Annotated in this window: 19 protein-coding genes; 6 read left to right on the top strand and 13 right to left on the bottom strand. The window is 67.5% G+C overall.

Annotated features, from left to right (window positions below; all coding sequences use genetic code 11):
• Positions 1-56: 56 nt before the first annotated feature.
• From aceB to EV647_RS13925, 6 genes are read right to left on the bottom strand one after another with little or no spacing between them, the layout of a single operon-like run.
• On the bottom strand, positions 57-1,622 hold the full coding sequence (gene aceB / locus EV647_RS13950; RefSeq protein ID WP_134002790.1) for a malate synthase A: 1,566 nt from the start codon (positions 1,620-1,622) through the stop codon (positions 57-59).
• 10 nt (positions 1,623-1,632) lie between these two features.
• Complete coding sequence (locus tag EV647_RS13945) at positions 1,633-3,657, bottom strand: alpha-amylase family protein (protein ID WP_238177195.1); 2,025 nt, start codon at positions 3,655-3,657, stop codon at positions 1,633-1,635.
• The gene (locus tag EV647_RS13940) at positions 3,654-5,117 is read right to left on the bottom strand and encodes a hypothetical protein (protein ID WP_134002788.1); all 1,464 of its coding nucleotides are present in this window, start codon (positions 5,115-5,117) and stop codon (positions 3,654-3,656) included. The genes EV647_RS13945 and EV647_RS13940 overlap by 4 nt, the downstream gene beginning before the upstream one ends.
• On the bottom strand, positions 5,114-5,929 hold the full coding sequence (locus EV647_RS13935) for a carbohydrate ABC transporter permease (protein WP_134002786.1): 816 nt from the start codon (positions 5,927-5,929) through the stop codon (positions 5,114-5,116). Before EV647_RS13935 ends, EV647_RS13940 begins: the two co-directional genes overlap by 4 nt.
• Positions 5,926-6,858: a carbohydrate ABC transporter permease gene (locus tag EV647_RS13930; protein WP_238177194.1), complete on the bottom strand. Its 933-nt coding sequence runs from the start codon at positions 6,856-6,858 to the stop codon at positions 5,926-5,928. The genes EV647_RS13935 and EV647_RS13930 overlap by 4 nt, the downstream gene beginning before the upstream one ends.
• A gap of 5 nt (positions 6,859-6,863) precedes the next feature.
• Entirely contained in the window at positions 6,864-8,165 is a 1,302-nt protein-coding gene (locus tag EV647_RS13925) for an extracellular solute-binding protein (protein ID WP_166680320.1), read from the bottom strand.
• Positions 8,166-8,301: 136 nt separating this feature from the next.
• Here EV647_RS13925 and EV647_RS13920 point away from each other — a divergent pair, with 136 nt between their 5' ends.
• On the top strand, positions 8,302-9,309 hold the full coding sequence (locus EV647_RS13920) for a LacI family DNA-binding transcriptional regulator (RefSeq protein WP_166680319.1): 1,008 nt from the start codon (positions 8,302-8,304) through the stop codon (positions 9,307-9,309).
• Here EV647_RS13920 and EV647_RS13915 read toward each other — a convergent pair.
• Positions 9,306-9,746 carry a cupin domain-containing protein gene (locus EV647_RS13915; RefSeq protein ID WP_134002780.1) on the bottom strand — a complete coding sequence of 147 codons (441 nt, stop codon included), beginning with the start codon at positions 9,744-9,746 and terminating at the stop codon, positions 9,306-9,308. The genes EV647_RS13920 and EV647_RS13915 overlap by 4 nt on opposite strands.
• Positions 9,747-9,856: 110 nt before the next feature.
• Between EV647_RS13915 and EV647_RS13910 the strand changes: the two genes are divergently transcribed.
• Positions 9,857-10,534: a helix-turn-helix domain-containing protein gene (locus EV647_RS13910; protein ID WP_166680318.1), complete on the top strand. Its 678-nt coding sequence runs from the start codon at positions 9,857-9,859 to the stop codon at positions 10,532-10,534.
• On the opposite strand, the gene EV647_RS13905 is transcribed toward EV647_RS13910, so the two are convergent.
• The 3 genes from EV647_RS13905 to EV647_RS13895 form a co-directional block, all read right to left on the bottom strand.
• On the bottom strand, positions 10,514-11,374 hold the full coding sequence (locus tag EV647_RS13905; protein ID WP_134002777.1) for an LLM class F420-dependent oxidoreductase: 861 nt from the start codon (positions 11,372-11,374) through the stop codon (positions 10,514-10,516). The genes EV647_RS13910 and EV647_RS13905 overlap by 21 nt on opposite strands.
• Positions 11,371-11,928, bottom strand: coding sequence for a TetR/AcrR family transcriptional regulator (locus EV647_RS13900; RefSeq protein ID WP_134002775.1), 558 nt, complete (start codon positions 11,926-11,928; stop codon positions 11,371-11,373). Before EV647_RS13900 ends, EV647_RS13905 begins: the two co-directional genes overlap by 4 nt.
• A 93-nt stretch (positions 11,929-12,021) precedes the next feature.
• Positions 12,022-14,898 (bottom strand): S8 family serine peptidase, encoded by a 2,877-nt coding sequence (locus EV647_RS13895; protein WP_134002773.1) that lies wholly within the window; start codon positions 14,896-14,898, stop codon positions 12,022-12,024.
• 346 nt (positions 14,899-15,244) lie between these two features.
• Between EV647_RS13895 and EV647_RS13890 the strand changes: the two genes are divergently transcribed.
• Both EV647_RS13890 and EV647_RS13885 read left to right on the top strand, forming a co-directional pair.
• Positions 15,245-16,297, top strand: coding sequence for a glycosyltransferase family 2 protein (locus EV647_RS13890; RefSeq protein WP_134002771.1), 1,053 nt, complete (start codon positions 15,245-15,247; stop codon positions 16,295-16,297).
• Complete coding sequence (locus EV647_RS13885) at positions 16,281-17,438, top strand: hypothetical protein (protein ID WP_134004321.1); 1,158 nt, start codon at positions 16,281-16,283, stop codon at positions 17,436-17,438. The genes EV647_RS13890 and EV647_RS13885 overlap by 17 nt, the downstream gene beginning before the upstream one ends.
• Here the strand turns inward: EV647_RS13885 and EV647_RS13880 are convergent.
• Complete coding sequence (locus EV647_RS13880; RefSeq protein ID WP_134002769.1) at positions 17,418-17,987, bottom strand: TIGR03086 family metal-binding protein; 570 nt, start codon at positions 17,985-17,987, stop codon at positions 17,418-17,420. The two genes, EV647_RS13885 and EV647_RS13880, sit on opposite strands and share 21 nt — an antisense overlap.
• Positions 17,988-18,087: 100 nt before the next feature.
• Here EV647_RS13880 and EV647_RS13875 point away from each other — a divergent pair, with 100 nt between their 5' ends.
• Positions 18,088-18,540 carry an SRPBCC family protein gene (locus tag EV647_RS13875; protein ID WP_134002767.1) on the top strand — a complete coding sequence of 151 codons (453 nt, stop codon included), beginning with the start codon at positions 18,088-18,090 and terminating at the stop codon, positions 18,538-18,540.
• A 45-nt stretch (positions 18,541-18,585) separates the two neighbouring features.
• Positions 18,586-18,930: a YciI family protein gene (locus tag EV647_RS13870; protein WP_134002766.1), complete on the top strand. Its 345-nt coding sequence runs from the start codon at positions 18,586-18,588 to the stop codon at positions 18,928-18,930.
• Here EV647_RS13870 and EV647_RS13865 read toward each other — a convergent pair.
• On the bottom strand, positions 18,927-19,358 hold the full coding sequence (locus EV647_RS13865) for a GNAT family N-acetyltransferase (protein ID WP_134002764.1): 432 nt from the start codon (positions 19,356-19,358) through the stop codon (positions 18,927-18,929). The two genes, EV647_RS13870 and EV647_RS13865, sit on opposite strands and share 4 nt — an antisense overlap.
• A gap of 41 nt (positions 19,359-19,399) precedes the next feature.
• Positions 19,400-19,687 (bottom strand): hypothetical protein, encoded by a 288-nt coding sequence (locus EV647_RS13860; RefSeq protein WP_134002762.1) that lies wholly within the window; start codon positions 19,685-19,687, stop codon positions 19,400-19,402.
• Between the last annotated feature and the right edge of the window lie 8 nt (positions 19,688-19,695).

The following is a 19,695-nucleotide window of genomic DNA, read 5'->3' as shown; positions in this document are numbered from 1 at the left end:
TACGGCCATTACCGAAATTGATCTGGATCGGTACCCCCCGGCGGCAGACTCCAGGTTCAGCTGAAGCGCTCGTACGCCGGCAGCGTCAGGAAGTCGACGTACTCGTCGGCGAGGGCCACCTCGAGGAACAGGGCACGAGCGGCGTCGTACCGCTCCGGCGTACCGAGTTTCGCGATCTCCTCGTCGGCGATCCGCTCGACCAATTCGGTGGTGACCGTTTCCCCGCTGTCGAGGGCGACCTGGTTCTGGCGCCACTGCCAGATCTGCGACCGGGAGATCTCGGCGGTCGCCGCGTCCTCCATCAGGTTGAAGATGCCGACGGCGCCGGTACCGTCGAGCCAGGCGGCCAGGTACTGGACGGCGACGCTGACGTTGCTGCGCAGACCGGCTTCGGTGACCTCACCCGGCGTGGCCGCGACGTCGAGCAGCTGATCCGCGGTGACGGCGACGTCCTCGCGGAGTTTGTCGAGCTGGTTGGGCTTCGAGCCGAGAACCTTGTCGAAGACGGCCTTGCAGGTCTCGACCATCCCTGGGTGCGCGACCCACGAACCGTCGAAGCCGTCGCCGGCCTCGCGGGTCTTGTCGGCTTCGACCTTCGCGAACGCCTGCTCGTTCACCGCCGGGTCCTTGCTCGGGATGAACGCCGCCATCCCGCCGATCGCGTGCGCGCCACGCTTGTGGCAGGTCCGCACCAGCAGCTCGGTGTACGCGCGCATGAACGGCACCGTCATCGTCACGCTGTTCCGGTCCGGCAGCTGGAAGTCCTCGCCGCGGGTCCGGTGCGTCTTGATCACGCTGAACATGTAGTCCCAGCGTCCCGCGTTCAGCCCGGCCGAGTGCTCGCGCAGCTCGTACAGGATCTCCTCCATCTCGAACGCGGCCGGGTAGGTCTCGATCAGCACGGTCGCGCGGATCGTCCCGCGGGGGATGCCGAGCGCTTCCTGCGCGGTGACGAACACGTCGTTCCACAGCCGCGCCTCGAGGTGCGACTCCATCTTCGGCAGGTAGAAGTACGGTCCTTGGCCGCGGTCGAGCTGCAGTTGCGCGCAGGCGCTCAGGTAGAGCGCGAAGTCGACCAACGAACCGGAGGTGCGCTCGCCGTCGACGAGGATGTGCTTCTCCGGCAGGTGCCAGCCCCGCGGCCGTACGACGATGGTCGCGAGCTCCTCGTCCGGCTTCAGCGCGTAGCTCTTCGTGTCGGTGCTGAAGTCGATGTTCCGGGTGATCGCGTCCAGCAGGTTCAGCTGGCCGCCGACAACGTTTTCCCAGGTCGGCGTGTTCGCGTCCTCCTGGTCGGCCAGCCACACCTTGGCGCCCGAGTTCAGCGCGTTGATCGTCATCTTCCGGTCGGTCGGGCCGGTGATCTCCACCCGCCGGTCGACGAGCCCCGGAGCAGCGGGCGCGACCCGCCACTCCGGGTCGTCCCGAACGTCCTTCGTGTCCGCAAGGAACCCCAGCGACGCCCCGGCCGCGATCTCCGCGACGCGCTGCTGGCGTCGCTCGAGCAGCTCCCGCCGGCGTCCGTCGTACGCACGGTGCAGCGTCTCGATCAGTCCGAGCGCCCGCTCGGTGAGGATCTCGTCGTACCGCTCGCCCATCGGGCCGGTGACCTCGACTGCCACAGGGAACTCCTTAATCAAGTACTACGACTTCGTGATCGGTGATCCGGTCTACCCCGACCGTAATCCAGCCGTCCTGCTCCTGCACGTCCACCTCACCGCCCGAGACGAGGAGCCGCGCCCGCTGACTGTTCACCCTGAGCTTGATCGTGAAGGGACCGGCGGGCGTGAGCTCCTGCAGGCGGCCGCGCCAGGCGCCGCCCTGGTCGAGGTTGACCAGGTGCAGCACGTGCCGGTCGCCCTGGCGGTACAGCTGGCAGTCCAGTACGCCGACGCCCTCGATGCGCAGCGGGATGCCGTCGTGACGGACCAGGTTCGCCAGGAGTTGCCCGTGGTCCGGATGGTGGTACTTCGCGTACAACCGGTCCAGGTCGGCCGCGAGGTACGCCGTACGCTCACCGAGGACCAGCGCTGGTACGTCGCTGTGCGGCTCCTCCATCCACGACTTCTCCGGCGGGTAGATCGGGAACGGCGGAATCCACGACAACGCTTTCCGGGCCTGCGACTCCACGACCTCCAGCTGCCCGCCGAACGGCAGTACGTCGGTGTCACCGTCGAAAACGGATCGGTCCTCGATCCGCAGGTAGCTGTGGCTGTCGTAGTTCTCCCAGTCCGTCACCGTCCCGTCGCCGAGCCGCTTGCCCTGGTGCCGGACGCCCAGCAGATCGCCCAACGGCCAACCGTCGCGACGATCGCCCCACTCGTCGTACAGCCCCGACTCCCCGGTCACGACGAGCTTCCCGCTGTACGCCCTCAGCTGGTCGCATTGCTCATCCGTCAGCACGCCCACGTTCGGCACGACGAGGACCTCGAACCGTTCATCCACCTCGGTCGTGGGCAGGTACGGGATGCGCGCACGAATCAGCGCATCCACCCAGCCCCGGTACGGCAGCTGGCTGATCTCTTCGGGCTCGTCCTTCCCGTGGAAGTCCACGCTCCGCTGACTCCACAGCAGCCCGACCGTGGCGACCGGCTCCCGATCGACCAGGAACTCCTCATGCTCCTCGTGCCAGGTGAACAACGGCTCGGCGGTCGCGTACTGCCGCCGGTCGTCGTGCACCGAGCCGATGTGGTGCCACCACGGCTGGATCCCGCCGGCCCAGCCCTCGATCGCCCACATCCGCGCCTCCGGCTCGGGTTTGCTCCCGAGCCGGAACGTCGGAACGCCGGCGTCGTACATCGCGGTACTTTCCGGAATCAGGGTTTTCGGACCGAGCATCCCGTGCAGGCGTTTTCCGGAATCCGCGTTCGCCTGGAACCCGGTCTCCTCGTGCCGCCACTGGGAGTCCAGCAGGAAGATCGACGCCCGCTTGCAGATCTCGACGTCGTCGCGCAATCTCTTGCTCTGCGCAACGACCTCACCCCCGTTCATCCCGATCCACAAACAGTCCGGACCGCCGGCGCGCCGAGTCACCTCGTTGTTCAGGTCCCAGACCGCCAGCCGTTGGTCGTAGCTCCAGCGGATCCATTGCTTGTAGACCGGGTCGGTCCAGTCCGGGGCAGTGGGCAGCTCCTGACCGAAACTGTCGCGGCAGTTCGGGCAGTAGCAGATCGAGTCCCGCCCGAGACCGCTCCAGCTGTTGTCGGTCAGGCCGTCCGGGGTGCTGCGCTCGATGATCTCTTCGAGGATCCCGGTCAGGAAGTCCTTGTAGTACGGGCCGGTGACGCACGCGACGTACAGGCGGCCTGCCCGGTACGGGTTGCCGTCGGCATCGACCGCGAACCAGTCCGGATGTGTGTCGTACAAGGGCTGGTGGGCTCGGTTGGAGTCCATCCGGGCGAGGACCGTCAGACCGTCCCGCCGGGCCAGGTCGACGATCTCGCCGTACAGGTCCCGGTCGCCGAGGTACTCCGCTCGATGGTGCAGCTCGAACTTGCTCGGGTAGTACGCGACGATGCCGCCGGCGTTGACGATCACCCCTTGGACCTTCGTACGCCGCCAGTGCTCCCGCCACCAGGCGGCGTCGTACCGCGTCGGGTCCTTCTCGGTGAGGTTGGTCTGCGCCCACCGCAGTGTTCTTTGGTACCAGGGCTTCACGCGAGACTCCGGACGGCGTCGCCGGCGCCGGAAAGATTGTCCAGCAGCATTTCCGAGTATTTCCGGCTCAGTACGACGCCCTCCGCGCCGCCCTCGAACGCGGCCAGCGTCGCGTCCCGCACGGACTCCCGGGTACACCGGGTCAGCTCGCCCTCGTTGTCGTCCCAGTTGATCTTGGTGCCGAGGTCCCGCGGCGACTCCAGCCCGCGCTGTTTCGCGACCCCGACCGGGATGTCGATGTCGATCCCCGGGTAGATCCTGCTCTGCCCGCCGACACCCGCGACGGCCCGCTCGGTCTCCCGCCGTACGTAGTCCGCGGTGAATCCGGTCTGCGGCAGCTTCTCGTAGTCGCCTTCGTCGAGCTGCAGCAGCTTCATCATCAGCGGGTAGACGTCCTCCGGCTCGGCGTCGGCGAACAGCGCACCGCAGATGCTCTTCACCCAGGTGAAGAACCGCGGACCCGCGCAGTTGTTGTAGATGACGACCTTGATGAAGTCCGAGAACTTCGCCATCTCGGCGTAGTCCTGGTCGGCTCGGTAGAACGGGCTGAACGAGATGTTGTGGTAGACGTGCCAGCCGACCTGGACCTCGGGCGAGATCGCCTTGGCCACCCCGTAGATGTCGCGGTACAACTGCCGCTGGCTCTCGGTCCACACCGTCTGCCAGGCCAGGACCTCGGGGAAGTTCAGCAGGATCCGCCAGAACGTCACGAACGCGCCGTCCACCGGACGCTCGCCGGCGCCGACCCGCTGGTTCCAGTCGACCAGCTCCCGGTACCCGCGCAGCGCGCGGTCGACGTCGATGCCTCGTTCGCGGGCGATCCGCCGGCAGTGCGTGCAGAAGCAACCGACCTCGGCTACGTCGACCGTGCCCTGCATCAGCATGTTCAGCGGCCCGGGCCGCTCGGAGCACCAGGCCAGTCCGTCGAGCTGGTAGCTCTGTACGTAGTCCTCGACGAACCCCAGGTGCCAGTTGCGGTAGTCCGGGTTGTTGAAGCACGGTCGCCGCCCCGGCCGTCCCCAGACATCCACCTCGAGCACCTTGGCGAAGTTCGGGTACGTCCGCAGCTGACGCGCACCGCCGCTCTCCTCCATCCAGGCGAACGACTTCATGCCGCGCTCGCGGGCCTTCGGAATCACCTCACCGAGCAGGTCGAATTCCGGATTTTCCGGCGCCTTTCCGACCGCGCCGAGCACAGTATTTCCGTAGTACTCCGGGTGCGGGGTCGCGTAGTTGCCGCCGACCCAGCCGAGGTCGTACTCACCCACACCGTGGTCCGGGAGCGGGTGCCCCGGGATCTGCCGGCCGCCGGTCCCCCGGGTCCAGGTCGGTGTGGCCAGGAACAGCGCGTTCACCGCGCCGCGGCCGGCCAGGATGTCGAGTGTCTGGTCGACGCCTTCGTCGACGAACGAAACCGCTCCGATCTGCATGGCAACGAGCCGGTCCGGCACGGTGCTCACCCCTTCATTCCTGTCATCGTGATGCCTTGGATGAAATAGCGCTGGGCAAAGAGGAAGACGGCGATCACCGGTACGACGGAAACCGTCGCACCGCACATCAGCAGACTGATCTGGGTGAAGTACTCGCCCTGGAACTGGGCCAGCGCCACCGGCAGCGTCTGCAGGTTCTCGGAATTGATGTAGATCAGCGGGCCGAACAGGTCGTTCCACGACTCCAGGAACGTGAACACCCCGATCGCGGCCAGCGCCGGTTTGGTCTGCGGCAGCATGATCCGCCAGTAGATGCCGAACGTGGACGCACCGTCGATCTTGCCCGCGTCCTCGAGTTCCTGCGGAACGGTCAGGAACGACTGCCGCATCAGGAACGTCGCGAACACCGGCGTGAGCACCTTCGGCACCCACAGCGGGTACTGCGTGTCCACCCACCCGATCTGCCGGAAAACGATGTACTGCGGGATCAGGTACGCGATCCCCGGGATGATCGAGGTGGCGAGCAGCACCATGAACGCCGCGTCCCGGCCGGCGAACCTCAGCCGCGCGAACGCGTAGCCGGCCATCGACGCGACGATCAGGATCCCGATCACGTTCAGCCCGGCGAGTTTCACGCTGTTCCACAGGAACACCGGGATCAGCTCGAACACCTGCCGGTAGTTGTCCCACTGCGCGTCCGACGGCAGGAACTTCGGCGGCACGCTCAGCACCTTCGCCTCCGGCCGGAGCGAGGCGCTGATCATCCACACCAGCGGCGCGAGGAAAACGATGGCGAACAAGGACATCACGACGTACTGCGAGGTTTTGGAGACGAGTCTCATGTGTAGAACACCCACCTCTTCTGCAGCTTCCACTGCAGGTAGGTGACGGCCGCGATCACCGCGAAGAGGATCCACGCCATCGCCGAGGCGTAGCCGACCTTCCCGTAGCTGAACGCGTTCTGGTAGATGTTGAAGATGTAGACGCTGGTGGCGTGGCCCGGCCCGCCCTTGGTCATCACGTAGATCAGGCCGAACACCTGGAACGACGTGATGAACTGCGTGATCAGCAGGAACAGGAAATGCGGTGTCAGCAACGGCAGCGTGATGTACCGCAACTGCCGCCAGGCTCCGGCGCCGTCGAGCTTCGCGGACTCGAAGTACTCGGTCGGCAGGCCCTGCAGGCCCGCGAGCAGGATGATCATCGGGTACCCGATGCCCTGCCAGACGCTGACCATGATCACCGCCGGCATCGCCCAGCTCGAGCTCGACAGCCATTGCGGGCCGGGGATGCCGAGCTGGTCGAGCAGCCCGTTGATCACCCCGTTGTCCGGCTGGAAGAACCAGAACCAGACGAACCCGATCGCCACCACGTTCGTCACGTACGGCGCGAAGTACGCCGTCCGGAAGAACGCGACACCCCGGATCGGGCGGGCGCACAGCAACGCCAGGACCAGGCCGATGCCGATCGTCAGCGGGATGCTCGCCAGCGTGAAGTAGACGGTGTTCTTGAACGTTTGCAGGAACAACGGATCGTCGCCGAACAGGTCGACGAAGTTCTTCAGCCCCACGAACTTCGGTGCCGAGATGCCGTTCCAGTCCGTCAGCGACGCGCCGATCGAGACCAGGATCGGGAAGAACTGGAACGCCACCACCCCGACCACGATCGGGCTGATGAACAACCAGCCGGTGAGATTCTGCCGGCGTCGCGCCCGCCGTACGTCGGCCACCTGGACGGTGCCGCGGTCGCGCGCCATCGTGATGGTTGCCATCGACATCAACCCTTCAAGGCGTTCTCCACCTGGGACTTGACGCCCTGGAGCACGTCACCGACGGGTTTCTCGCAGTTGTAGGCGTTGTCCAGCGCGGGCCGGTACAGCTCGCGGGCGCCGATCGTGTTCTTGGTCTGGTTGGTCGCGGTCAGGTGCTTCGCGGCCTCGGCGAACAGCCCGATGTGCGCGGGTGCCTTGCCGTTCGGCGCCAGCCCGGCCGCGGCCTTCAGGTTGATCGGCGTGAAGGCGCCGCCCTGGAGCAGGATCTTGCCGCCCTCCTCGCTCGCGAGGTACTTCAGCAGATCCCAGGCCGCGTCCGGGTTCTTCGCCTTCTTCGGGACGCAGAACACGATCACGCTCGACTCGGTCTTCTGCTCCACGTCAGCAGGCGGCGGAGCGACGTCCCAGGTGAAGTCCTTGACCGCGGACCGCAGGTACGGGACCGTGCCGAAGGTCGCGAACATCATCGCGATCTTTCCCTGCGCGAACATCTGGTTCTGCACGTTGTCCTGCTGCAGCGCGGACCACGGCGGCTGCACCTTGTCCTTGCAGGTCAGGTCGGTCGCCCACTGCAGCGCCTCGGTCTCCTTCGGGCCCGGGAGCGTGAACTGCGTGCCGTCCTGGGAGAAGATGCCGGTCTCGCTGCCGTGGTTGACCGTGAACGTCTGCTCGTAGCCGGTGTCCAGATACACGAGAGCGCCGTACTGCTTCTTCGCCGGATCGGTGAGTTTCTTCGCTGCGGCCTCGAAGTCGGACCAGGTCCAGCCCTGTGACGACCAGGTCGTCGGCGGCAGCGGTACGCCGGCCTGCTTGAACAGGTCGACGTTGTAGAAGATCAGCCGGGGCTGGTACCCGAGCACCCACGCGGTGTGCGAGCCGTCGGGCTGCTTCGGGAACTCGAACGTCTCCTTGGCGAACTGCGACGTGTCGAGCTTGTCCTTCTCGATGTAGGGCTTCAGATCCAGCAACGCACCCTGCTGGGAGAAGCCGCGGACGAAGTCGTCGTTGATCCGCATCACGTCCGGCGGGCTGCCGCCGGCGATCAGTGTGCGCATCTTGGTGTCGTACTCCTGGGTGACCGCGGGCTGGATGGTGACCTGCGTCCCGGACTGCTTCTCGAACGCCTGGATCGCCTGCTCCAGCGGGTTGCCCTTGACCTGCTCCCAGTTGAGGAAGGTCAGGCCCTTCTTGCCACCGCTGCTTGCGTTGCCGTTGCCACCGCAGCCGGCCAGCAGGCCGGCGGCCGTCAGTCCCGTCAGACCGGCGAGAAACCTGCGGCGGTTCAGGTTGGAGAGGTTGGTCTGCACCGGAATCTCCCATCCGCGAGGGATGAATACGTATACAATCGACTACTGAATACGTATACACAGCTCCGTTGGCATGGTCAACGCCTGGTGCGGACACTCTTCAGTAGGGTTCGGGGACCACGAGGGGAGACGGACGATGACACGACCACCGACGAGTCGCGACCTGGCGCGTCTGGCCGGGGTGTCGCAGGCGACGGTGTCGCGGGTGCTGACCAACAACCCGAAGGTCAACCCGGACACCCGGGCGCGCGTCCTGCAGGTGCTGAAGGACGCGAACTACACGCCGAACGCGCTGGCCCGGGCGATGAAGACCGGCCGGACCGACACCATCGGCGTGTTCATGACGCGGGTGACCAGCCCGTTCCACGCCGAGCTGCTCGACGAGATCGGCCGGGTGCTGAGCTCGATGGGCCTGCACATGATCCTGTGGAACATCGAGCACGATCCCGAGGAGTCGGTCGCGGAGGTGCTCCAGCAGCGCCTCGTGGACGGGTTCCTGCTGACGTCGGCGACGTTCGACTCGAAGCTGCACACGATGGCGCTCGCGTCCGGGACGCCGACCGTGCTGCTGCATCGCGGGATCGACGGGTTGGACTGCGACCAGGTCGTCGGCGACAACTGGCAGGGCGCGTACGACGCGGGCCGGTATCTCGTCGAGGCGGGACACACCGAGATCGGCCTGGTGACGCTGGCCCCCACCAGCAACACGTCCCGCGACCGCGACCTCGGGTTCCGCGCCGCCCTCGCCGACGCCGGCGTACAGATCAAGCCGGGCAACGTGATCACGGTCGGCGTTCCGCACGCCGACGGACACGCCGCCGCGCGGAAACTCCTTCGCCGCAAGAAGCCGCCGACCGCGATCTACACGGTCACCGACCTGCTGGCCTTCGGCATCCTCGACGGCGCCCGCGCGGTCGGCGCCCGCGTCCCCGACGACCTCTGGGTGATCGGCTTCGACAACACCGAAATGGCCGCCTGGGAGGCGTTCGACCTCACGAGCGTCGAGCAGCCGATCCATTCGATCGTCGAAACCGGCATCGACCTGCTCCGGCAGCGCATCGCCGACCCGGACCGCCCGGCCGCGACGATGAAACTGCCGTGCCCGCTCGCGATCCGCGGATCGACCGCCAACCGGCGCATCTAGACCGGTATCGAGTCGTAGCGGGCCGAGACCTTCTTGCGGGCCACGGGGTCGGTGACCGCGTTCGCAGGAAGTTCGCCGAGTTCGACGAACATCTTCTCCAGCCCGCCCGGCACCATCAGGGTGAGGAAGCGCCCACCGCCGCGGGCGGCGGTGATCGTGTGCGCGGTGTCCTTCGGAACCAGGACGTAGGTGCCGGCGCCGGCCACCACCGGCTCGCCGCCGACGGTGAAGGTGAACTCACCTTCCAGCACGAAGAACGACTCCTCGAACCCGTGGTGCAGGTGCGGAACCGTCCACGGTCCGTCAGCCTCCCCCGCGAACTCGGTCAACGAGAACGTTCGCGTGACGGCGTCATCGGCCAGCACCCGCATCCGGGCCACCCCGAGATCCACGGTCCGTCCGGCATCCTTCGTCACCACGTGCGCCTGACCTGTCATTGTCCCCACCGCCTCCTGCTCGATTGCTCCCACAGTCGTCCGGCCGGGGGCGTCAGGCAATATCAAATTCTGAAGTTGCCATCCGGCCGCGGGCGGACGACAGTGAAGTTGTGCGCGGATACGGCCAGTTCTGTCCGATCGCCAGGAGCTCCGAGCTGCTGGCGGAACGGTGGACGCCGATCATCGTCCGCAACCTGCTGAACGGTTGCCGCACGTTCAACGAGATCCGCCAAGGGGCGCCCGGCATCTCCACAGCGCTCCTCGCCCAGCGTCTCGACGTACTCGAACGTCACGGCGTACTCCGTCGTACCGCCGACGGCCGCGCGGTCACGTACCAACTGACCGACATGGGCCAGGCGCTACGGCCGGTGCTCGATGTGATGGGGCAGTGGGGTGCGCGCTGGCTGGAGATCGAGCCGGGCCACCTGGAGCCGGCGTACGTGCTCTGGGCAACGATGAAGCTGGTGGACCTGGACAGGATCCCGGACGGCACGACGGTGGTCAGGTTCGAACTGCGCGACCGTCCCGCTGAGCAGCACTGGATGCTGTTGCGGCGACCCCAGCCTGAGCTGTGCAGCAGGTCCAGCGGGTACGCCGAGGATCTGGTGTGCCGGACCGATGCGTTGACCCTCGTCGACCTGCACCTGAAGCAGCTGACCTACGCACGCGCAATCCGCACCGGCCGCGTCGAACTGATCGGCCCACCACGCCTGTGCAACCAGTTCCCGGGATGGTTCCGCAGCAGCCCGTTCGCCCCGTTCGTGGCTTCAGCCGCGCAAGCGCGGTAGGACGTCGCGGAGGATTTGGGCGTGCTCTGCCGGCTGGGACAGACCCATATTCATCGTGTTGACGCAGAGGTGGGTTGCGCCGAGGTCCCGCCAGCCGTCGGCGAAAGATCGCCAGTCCTGTTCGGGTACGGCGCCCAGCGTCAGCCTGGCCTCGATGCCGACGGACTGCGGGTCGCGGCCGGCCGCCTCCGCCGCCTCGCGGATCGTCGCGATCTGCTCGCGGGCCTTCTCGTCCGGTGCTGATTGCGGCATCCAGCCGTCACCGATCCGCCCGGTACGACGCAGTACGGCATCCGCGCTGCCGCCGAACCAGATCGGGATCTGTCTGCCAGGCAAGGGATTCAGCCCGGCCTCCTCGATCTCGTGGTACTTGCCCTTGTACGAGATCACCGGGTCCGCCCAGAGCTTCCGCAGTACGTCGACCTGCTCCTCGAGCAGAGCGCCGCGCTGCTTGAACGGTACGCCGAGCGCCTGGTACTCGACGTGGTTCCAGCCGATGCCGACGCCGAGGCGGAGCCGGCCGCTGCTCAGTACGTCGACCTCGGCCGCCTGCTTCGCCACCAACGCGGTCTGGCGCTGCGGCAGGACGAGTACGCCGGTGACGAGCTCCAGCTCCGTGGTGATCGCGGCGAGGTAGCCGAACAGCACGAAAACCTCATGGAACAAGGACTTGTCGGTGTACCCGCTCCAGCCCGGGCGATTCGACGGATCCGCGCCGAGCACGTGGTCGTAGGCGAGCACGTGGCTGTACCCAGCGTCCTCCACGGTCGTCGCCCAGTCGCGCACGACCTTCGGGTCCGCGCCGATCTCGAGCTGCGGAAACACCGCACCGATTTTCATTTCGCTCCCAACAAGTCGATGAGCCCTTGGACCGCGAGCTCGAACGGTTCGGTCGACCCGGCCGCGCGGGCGAGCACGTACCCGCCCTGCAGTACGGCGGCGATCGTCGCGGCGGTCCGCTCCGGGTCCAGGGATTCGGGAAAGTCGCCCGTACGCTTGCCCTCAGCAACCACCTCGGCGAGCCTGGACCGCAACCACTCGAACGTCTCCGCGACCGGTGCCCGCAGCTCCGGATCCGCAACCACGTCCGGATCCGCCGCGAGGCGCCCGACCTGACACCCGCGCAGCACGTCCCGCTCCCGCCCGAGGTACCCGCTGATCCGCTCGGCCGCCGTACCCTCACCGGCCAGCTGCACCTCGGCAGCCGCCCGCAGCTCGGCCCCCGACCGCTCGATCGCCGCCTTCGCCAGCTCCGCCTTCCCGGTGAAGTGGTGATACATACTCCCCTGCCCAGCGTCCGCCGCCCGCTGAATCGCCTTGGGCGAGGTCCCCACATACCCCCGCTCCCACAACAACTCCTGCGTACTACGAATCAACCGCTCCACCGTCTCCACGAACCCACTGTACCCACAGGTACAGCCCGGGGAGATGAAGTTGGGGAGGGTTCTGTACCCGAATCGGCACAGAACCCTCCCCAACCGTGATTGTCAGCTGACGGTGACGATCTTGTTCACCGTGTACGCCGGGGCGTGGTCGGCATCGCCGGGGAAGTAGACGCGGTAGGCGATCTGGCCGCGGAGTGCGGGCCGGATGCCGAAGGCGTACTTGCCCGAGCTGCTCAGCTTCACCGAGGCGATCGACTTCCACACCTTGTTGCCGTACTGCTGCAGGTAGACGGTCTGGCCGTAGTGCGCCGGAGCGACGTACCCGCTGAACGCGGTCGTTCCGCCGAGGCGGATCGACGCCGGCGACAGAGTTGCCGAGATCGTCGGCCTGACCTGGACGGTGACGTCGGGGGTGCGGGTGCCCATCAGGGTCCCGTTGCCCGGGAACGTCAGCATGTAGACCGACGACACGAGCGGCTTGTGCGTCACCGAGAGCGTCCCGGTCGACGACGTCTTCAGCGCCGCGAGCAGCGTGAACTTCGAGGACGTCTTCGGCCGTACGTAGACGTTCACCGGCAACCCGGCGTACGCCAGATTGTCGATCCGCAGCGTGCTGCCCTTGATCGTGATCGAGCCGCCGTAGTTGACGAGCGTCGACGTCACCGCGATCCCGGACTTCATCCCGAGCAGCTGCTTGACCGCGGCCGGGCTGTAGTGACCGGCACGGTCCTTGACCCAGGCGGCATACGTGTACGTCGTACCTTGCGCGAGCCCGGTGTTCTTCACCGCGGTCCCGGTACCCGCGTACACGAGCGTCCCGGTCGTCGGCGTCGGCGCCTTGCTCCCGACGTTGCGCCGTACGATCACCTGATCGAGGTCATTGGTCGGCGGGATCGTCCACGACAGGTTGGCGGCCAGGTAGGCGCCGACGCCGATGAGCTGCACCGGCTGCGGAACGCGGTCCTCCGTGCTGAACACCGAGCTGAACGGCACCATCGGCACCGTGGGATCGAGCGAGACGACGCCGTCGGCGACGATCCGGAACGGCGTTGCCTCAGCCAACGGGGACGCAGGCGCGATCTCCGCCCGGCGGATGGACTGGTCGTAGGTGACGGTCGCCGGAATCACCGCACCGGTCTTGCCGTTGAGCAGTTTCACGCCGCCGTTGGCGACACTGTTCTCGTCGACCTCCCGCGGGAAGGTGACGGTGGGCTTGGCAAGGACCGAGACACCGGAGGACAGATTCGCCGGCTGCACGTCGCGCACCGGGTACGCGTCGATCGGCGCGGTGCCGACGTTGCCGTCCGCGTTGGTGACTTTCAGGGAGTAGGTGCGACTGTCCCGCGACCCGTTGGCGTTCCGGACCGCGACGTACATGGGCCCGGCCGGGACGGTGACGTACGTCGATGCGGTCAGCGGCTGCGGGATCTCGTACCCGTCGCTGTCCACGGGCGGCTCCGGCTTCTGCACGAAGGCCAGCGGCTTGAGGTTCTCGTCGTACGCCGACACGACCGGTCCGAAGTTCTGCGCGTAGGCGCCGGAGTCGAACATCTGCCCGCTGACGTCGATGCGGACCTGGTGCGCGTAGTCCGTCGGCAGCTTGTACCAGTCGACGTCGCCTTCGACGCTGATCGCCGACGAAACCGCGACCCCGGCGATCAGCTCACCCGCGCGGGCCGGCTGGTCGTTCGTGTCCGCGACGCCCTGCGCGAAGTCCGTGGTCCACTTGCCGCCGAGAGCCTGGTAGGCGTCCAGGATTCCTGCGCCGTAGTACGGGTCGGTGCCGCGCGGGCCTGCGTCGCGGGCGGTGGCCTTCAGCCGCGCCATCACCTGGGCCGGGGTGTACGACGGCCACTTGTTGCGGACCAGGGCGGCGACACCGGCGACGATCGGGGACGAGAACGACGTACCGGAGAGGCCGAGCCAGTACGGCTCGTAGCCGGCCTCGGTCTGGTCGCGGGGCGCGGTGCTGGTGATGTCGTAGCCGGGGGCGGCGATGTCGACCGAGTCACCCCAGGTGCTGAAGCTGGTCAGTACGCCGGCCGACGTCGTAGCGCCGACCGACAGGACCTCCGGGTACGCGGCCGGGTAATGCAGGTCCGACGAGCCGGTGTTGCCGGCCGCGGCGACCAGGACGACACCGGCGTTGACCGCGTTCTGGATCGCCTGGTGCAGGACGGGGTTGTCACCCTCGCCGCCGAGCGACATGTTGATCACCCGGACGCCGTTCTTGACCGCCCAGTTGATGCCGTTGATCAGGTTCGAGTCGTCGCCCGAGCCGCCGTCGTCGAGCACCTTGACCGGGCGGACCTTCGCGTTCCAGGCGACACCGGCGACGCCGATCCCGTTGCTGGTTCCGGCGGCGATGATGCCGGTCACCGCCGTACCGTGTCCGTCGCCGTCGTTCGGCGGCAGGGCCGTGTTGAACGTGTTGTAGCCGGGCAGCAGGTGACCGACCAGGTCGGGATGGCCGGCGTCGACACCGGTGTCGAGGACACCGATCGTCTGGGTTCCGGCGGTCTTCGACAGGTCCCAGGCGCTGTTGACGCGGACGGTCGACAGGTACTTCTGGTAGTTCGTGTACAGCCAGTCGTTCGGCGTCGCGGACTTCTGCCGGATGTAGTTGAGCGAGGCAAGCTCCACCGACGGATCGGCCTTGACCTTCTTCAGCAGCTCGGGTGCCGCTGTGTCACCGGTCACAGTGACCACGTCGGAGGTGACGGAGACGTCGGGCGTGCCCTTGGCCTTCGCCAGCGCGGCCTTCCGGGCCGAGGTGGTCGCCTTCGACTTGAACTTCACGATCACGGACTTGGCGTCGTACGCGGGTCCGCCAGCAGTGCCAGGACGGAACTTCGCGTGCAGCACGTTCGGCTCGGCGGAGACCGCGGCGGTGCCGGACGATCCGGAGAGGGCGACCAAGCCGGCTGCGACGAGGGCCGCGGGCACGGCCAGGCGCAGCAGTTGGGTGGGACGGGACAACGGGGGACCCCCAAGATGAGTGAACCGACCATATTCGGTCCTCGCCTTAAATCGTTGGACGGCCCCCCGGCGTTACAAACTCACCGATACCCGCCGGCGTGGCCGGTTGCAACGCCACCTTCGTCCTGCTCCTCGGCCTGCCCCTGGCCACCACCCTCAAAACCCTCGACACCAAACTCCCCACCCGGGTCTAGGTCGGACTGGGGATAGCTCGTGGGGGCTGGGGATGTGCAATTGCTTGTTTCCAGTCTCCGGGGGTTGTGCCGACATCCCCGGTTGGGCGGACCGGGAATGTCACACGCGGTGGATGGGCGGTTGTGGGTGGGGACCGATAGTCTCGGGCGGCATGAGCACGAGTGTCGCCATCGCGGTGATTACCTTCAGGCGACCTGCTCTGTTGCGGGGGTTGTTGACGAGTTTGCAGGCTCAGGAGCTGCCCTCGGACGGGGAGTACGCGATCCGGATCGTCGTGGTGGACAACGACGCGGACGGGTCGGCCGCGCGGGTGCTGGAGGAGTTCGGGGACGGTACGCCGTACCCGATCGAGTCGGTCGTGGAACCGGAGCCGGGGATCCCCTTCGCGCGGGAGCGCTCCGTCGAGCTCTGCTGGAACGACGACGCGCTGATCTTCGTCGACGACGACGAGGTCGCCCCGCCCGGCTGGCTGGCGACGCTGCTCAAGGCATGGGAATCCACCGGAGCCGACGTCGTGACGGGCCCGGTGAAGGGCAATCTTCCGCCCGGCGCACCGCCGTGGAACGCCTACAGCGACGTACACGACTCCACCGGCCGGCACACCACCGGCGAGGAGCTCCGGAAGGCGTACACGAACAACACGCTGGTCAGCCGTCGCGTCTACCACGCCGTCACGCCGGGCTTCCATCCCGCGTTCCGGTACACCGGCTCCAGCGACCTGCACTTCTTCCTGCGCGTGCACCGCGCCGGGTTCCGGATCGTCTGGTGCGAGGAGGCCTGGATCGCCGAGGAGGTCCCGGTCGGCCGCACCACGCTGCGCTGGCTGGTACGGCGGGCGTTCCGTTCCGGGAGCGGCGACACGATCAGCCGCCTGCTGATCCGCCCGGGCGCGGTCAGCTACGTGCTGGTGCTGGCCTATGCTTCCGCCCGGGTGATCTCCGCGATCGGGTTCGCCCTCGCCGGGCTGCTGCTCGGCCGTAAGACGCACCTGCTGAAGGCAGTCCGCCGGTTCTTCTCGGGCGTCGGTAGTCTCGCCGGGATAGTAGGGATCAACCATGACGAGTACCGGGAACGGCACGGTTCGGCCGACGGTGGCGGAGCTGTGCCGGGCGATCTGGACGGTGGAGCGGGACCTGGAGCTGCTCGCGTGGCAGATCCGGGGAGCGCACCCCTGGCCGATCATCCGGATGCGCGTCTTTCATGAGCTGACCCGGCGCACCGGCATCCACGGCGCGCCACATCCGGTACGACGTACGCCGTACGACAAGGCCGCCCTGGTCGGGAAACACGTCGCCGGGATCGTCGCGCGTACCCCGTTCCCCGGCCGGTACGACGCACTCGTCGTACCGCACCCGCGGAAACCGAACGGTGTCGAGATCTACACCGACGAGCTCCGCGCCACGCTCGGCGACCGTGCCCTGATTCTGGACTCGGGGATCAACGGCACCCCGCTTCCGGGCAGCAAGAACCTGGACTTCTTCACGTCGGCGGCCGGCGCGATCCATCGCCGTACGGCGGACGACCGCGGCATCGCGAGCGCGCTGGAGAAACTCACCGGTGTCCGGATTCCGATCGGCGCGCTGCTGGCCCGTGAGGTCCCGAAGCACCTGCGGCTGCGTGCCCTGTACCGCGCGCTCCTCAGGAAGCACCGGATCAAGACGGTCTACCTGGTCGTCGCGTACTTCCACCAGCACATCGTTGGCGCCGCCCGCGATCTCGGGATCCGCGTCGTCGAGCTGCAGCACGGCGCGATCAGCCCGTTCCACCTCGGGTACAGCTACCCGGGGCGGCCTGTGGTCGCGGATCAGCCGGACGAGCTGTGGTGCTTCGGGTCGTACTGGACCGATGTCGCGGACCTGCCCGCCGGGATGCGGACCGAGGTGATGGGTGCGCCGTTCCTGCCGCCGCCCGGCCCGAAGGAGCCGCGCCGGGTCGTCTTCTTGTCGCAGGGGACCGTTGGAGCGGAGCTCGTCGAGGTCGCGGACGCGGTCGCGAAGGAGCACCCGGACCTGGAGGTTCTCTATCGCCTGCACCCGAGCGAGCGTGCCGAGGACTACACGATTCCGGCCGGCGTCCAGCTCTCGACCGGCGGCAGTACGCTCGATCTGCTCGCGACTTCGACGTACCAGGTCGGCGTCTCGACCACCGCGCTTTTCGAAGGCATGGCGCTCGGCTGCCGTACGGCGGTCGCGAACCTCCCGGGCCACGAGTACCTGGACCCGGCGATCGCCAAGGGGCACGCACTCCTCATGTCTCGTCCCGGGCAACTCACCGAGGCGCCGCTGTGCGACGACCCGAGCAGCTACTACGCGCCGAGCAGCCTGTCACGGCTCGCGGCCGAGTAGGCCGAGTAGGCGGTCCTGCAGCGGGGCGTCCGGCTCGACCGGTACTTCGGCGCCGTACACCTCGATGCCCTCGCCGAAGGCGCCGGGCGTCCGGTACTTCGTCATCACTTCCGGCGGGATCGCGACCGCGGTCGCCCAGAGTTGCTCGACGTCGGCCGGATCCATCGTCTCGTCCTGATCGGTGGCGCGCGCCAGGTCCCATCCGTGCAGGACGAGGTCGTCCGACACCACCTGGTCGATGTGCTGCTCGGTCGTCAGCCGACCGGCAGGCGTGTCGGTCTCGGTCAGCGCGGCGATCGGGTCGTCGAGTACGTCCTCGATCGCGGCTCGTGCCTCCTGGAACGCGGTCAGCGGGTCGTCGGCCGGCTCCAGCTTCCGCGCGACCGGTGTCAGCATCACCGCGTGCATCGTGACGACGTGCTCGACCACGTCCCGCGCCGTCCACTTCGCGCACGGCGACTGGTTCCCCCACTGCTCGGGGTGCACCGCCGCAACTTTCCGCTCGAACGCCTCGGCCCGGCGGCGGTACCGCTCCGCGATCTCACCCATCTCCGCATCGTGCCGCCTGACCGGCCATCACGGAAGACCGGGCATATGACAGTGCCCTGCGGGTACCGGAATCCCTCACGGCGAACAAGGAGGAATGCAGATGAGTGGCATCACCCAGTCCGTCGATGTCGACGTTCCGGTGACAACGGCGTACAACCAGTGGACGCAGTTCGAGTCGTTCCCGGCGTTCATGGAGGGCGTCGAAGAGGTGCGGCAGCTCGACAACACGCACACCCACTGGGTGACGAAGGTCGGCGGAGCGCGTCGCGAGTTCGACGCGACCATCACCGAGCAGCACCCGGACGAGCGGGTTGCCTGGCGATCGGACTCCGGGCCCCAGCACGCCGGCGTGATCACGTTCCACCAGTTGACGCCGCAGCGCACCCGCGTGACCGCGCAGATGGAGATCGATCCGGAGGGGTTCGTCGAGAAGGTCGGCGACAAGCTCGGGGTCGTCGAGGGGCGTGTGAAGGGTGATCTCGAGCGGTTCAAGCACTTCATCGAGGAGCGCCCGGGCGAGACCGGCGCCTGGCGTGGTGACGTGCCGCGCTGAATTTGAGGTGCCGACAGCGTTCTGGACCGCATTAAGGTCTGCGCTATGAGGTACATGCTGCTGCACAAGACCAATGACAGCCTGGAGGCCGGGAATCCGCCGGATCCGGAGATCCTCGAGCGGGCGGACGCCGTACTCGAGGAGATGCGTCAGGCCGGGGTGCTGGTTCTCGGCGAAGGCCTGATGCCGAGTTCCCGTGGCGCCCGGGTGACGTTCCCGGTGCCGGGGCAGCCGCGCGTGATCGACGGGCCGTTCGCCGAGACCAAGGAGCTCGTCGCGGGCGTCTCGATCATCCGCGTCGACACCAAGGAGGAAGCGGTGCAGTGGGCCCTCCGCTTCGCCGAGGCCGACCCGTACACCGAGATCGACATCCTGGAGGTCGCCGGCTAGAGCGTCAGGTGCAGGATCGGGTACGGCTTGCCGGTGGTGTCGTGCGAACTGCGGGAGACGCGGCGGAACCCGTGGTGCTCGTAGAAGCGCACGGCCTGGGGGTTCTGCTCGTTGACGTCGACCGACGTGGCGGCGAAGTGCGCGAACGCATGCTTCAGCAGCAGACTCCCGCCGCCGCGCCCCCGGTACGCCGGATCGAGGAACAGCATCTCGACGTTTCCGTCCGCCACCCCGATGAACCCGATCAGCAGCCCGTCGTCGCCGCGCAACCCGGCCAGCTGCGCGATCTCCGGGAACGACGCCCGTACCAGCGGCCGGAACACGTCGAGATCCGCCTCGGTCACGAACGAATGCGTCGCCCGGACCGACGCCTCCCACAACTCGAGCGCCCGCTCGTACTCGTCCGGCCGGATGTCGCTGATCTCCATCCCGCCACCGTCGCACCGCGCGCAGCAGGCTGTCAGGCGAATTACGGCACGCTGACGCCTTCCTCTGCGACGACGAGCGAGTCGATCGCCGCGAAGAACCGCGCAATGCCCGGCAGATTGGCGCCCTTCTCGCGGGACGCGGCGAAATCCGCTGGGGTCGCCCAGTCGACGATGTCCAGCCACTCGTTGTCCGGGAGCTGCACCAGTCGAGCACCCAGGAACCCGGAGCGGTCCGCCTCGAAGTCCTTCAGCATGTCGGCGCGCGCCGCGAGCAATTCCTCCGAGCGCGAAGGCAGCACACGGAAGCGGGTCAGTTCGACTGTCGACATCGACGTAC

Source organism: Kribbella sp. VKM Ac-2566 (assembly GCF_004366005.1).
Taxonomy (GTDB): domain Bacteria; phylum Actinomycetota; class Actinomycetes; order Propionibacteriales; family Kribbellaceae; genus Kribbella; species Kribbella pratensis.
The sequence above is the reverse complement of the archived record's forward strand: the minus strand, read 5'-3'. Positions and strand labels throughout refer to the sequence as shown.

Coding starts and splice junctions, on each gene's coding strand:
- EV647_RS13885 (WP_134004321.1), top strand. CDS start 16,281: ATGCGCGTCTTTCATGAGCTGACCCGGCGCACCGGCATCCACGGCGCG.
- EV647_RS13880 (WP_134002769.1), bottom strand. CDS start 17,987: ATGGGTGAGATCGCGGAGCGGTACCGCCGCCGGGCCGAGGCGTTCGAG.
- EV647_RS13860 (WP_134002762.1), bottom strand. CDS start 19,687: ATGTCGACAGTCGAACTGACCCGCTTCCGTGTGCTGCCTTCGCGCTCG.
- EV647_RS13915 (WP_134002780.1), bottom strand. CDS start 9,746: ATGACAGGTCAGGCGCACGTGGTGACGAAGGATGCCGGACGGACCGTG.
- EV647_RS13935 (WP_134002786.1), bottom strand. CDS start 5,929: ATGAGACTCGTCTCCAAAACCTCGCAGTACGTCGTGATGTCCTTGTTC.
- EV647_RS13870 (WP_134002766.1), top strand. CDS start 18,586: ATGAGGTACATGCTGCTGCACAAGACCAATGACAGCCTGGAGGCCGGG.
- EV647_RS13920 (WP_166680319.1), top strand. CDS start 8,302: ATGACACGACCACCGACGAGTCGCGACCTGGCGCGTCTGGCCGGGGTG.
- EV647_RS13930 (WP_238177194.1), bottom strand. CDS start 6,858: ATGGCAACCATCACGATGGCGCGCGACCGCGGCACCGTCCAGGTGGCC.
- EV647_RS13875 (WP_134002767.1), top strand. CDS start 18,088: ATGAGTGGCATCACCCAGTCCGTCGATGTCGACGTTCCGGTGACAACG.
- EV647_RS13890 (WP_134002771.1), top strand. CDS start 15,245: ATGAGCACGAGTGTCGCCATCGCGGTGATTACCTTCAGGCGACCTGCT.
- EV647_RS13865 (WP_134002764.1), bottom strand. CDS start 19,358: ATGGAGATCAGCGACATCCGGCCGGACGAGTACGAGCGGGCGCTCGAG.
- EV647_RS13905 (WP_134002777.1), bottom strand. CDS start 11,374: ATGAAAATCGGTGCGGTGTTTCCGCAGCTCGAGATCGGCGCGGACCCG.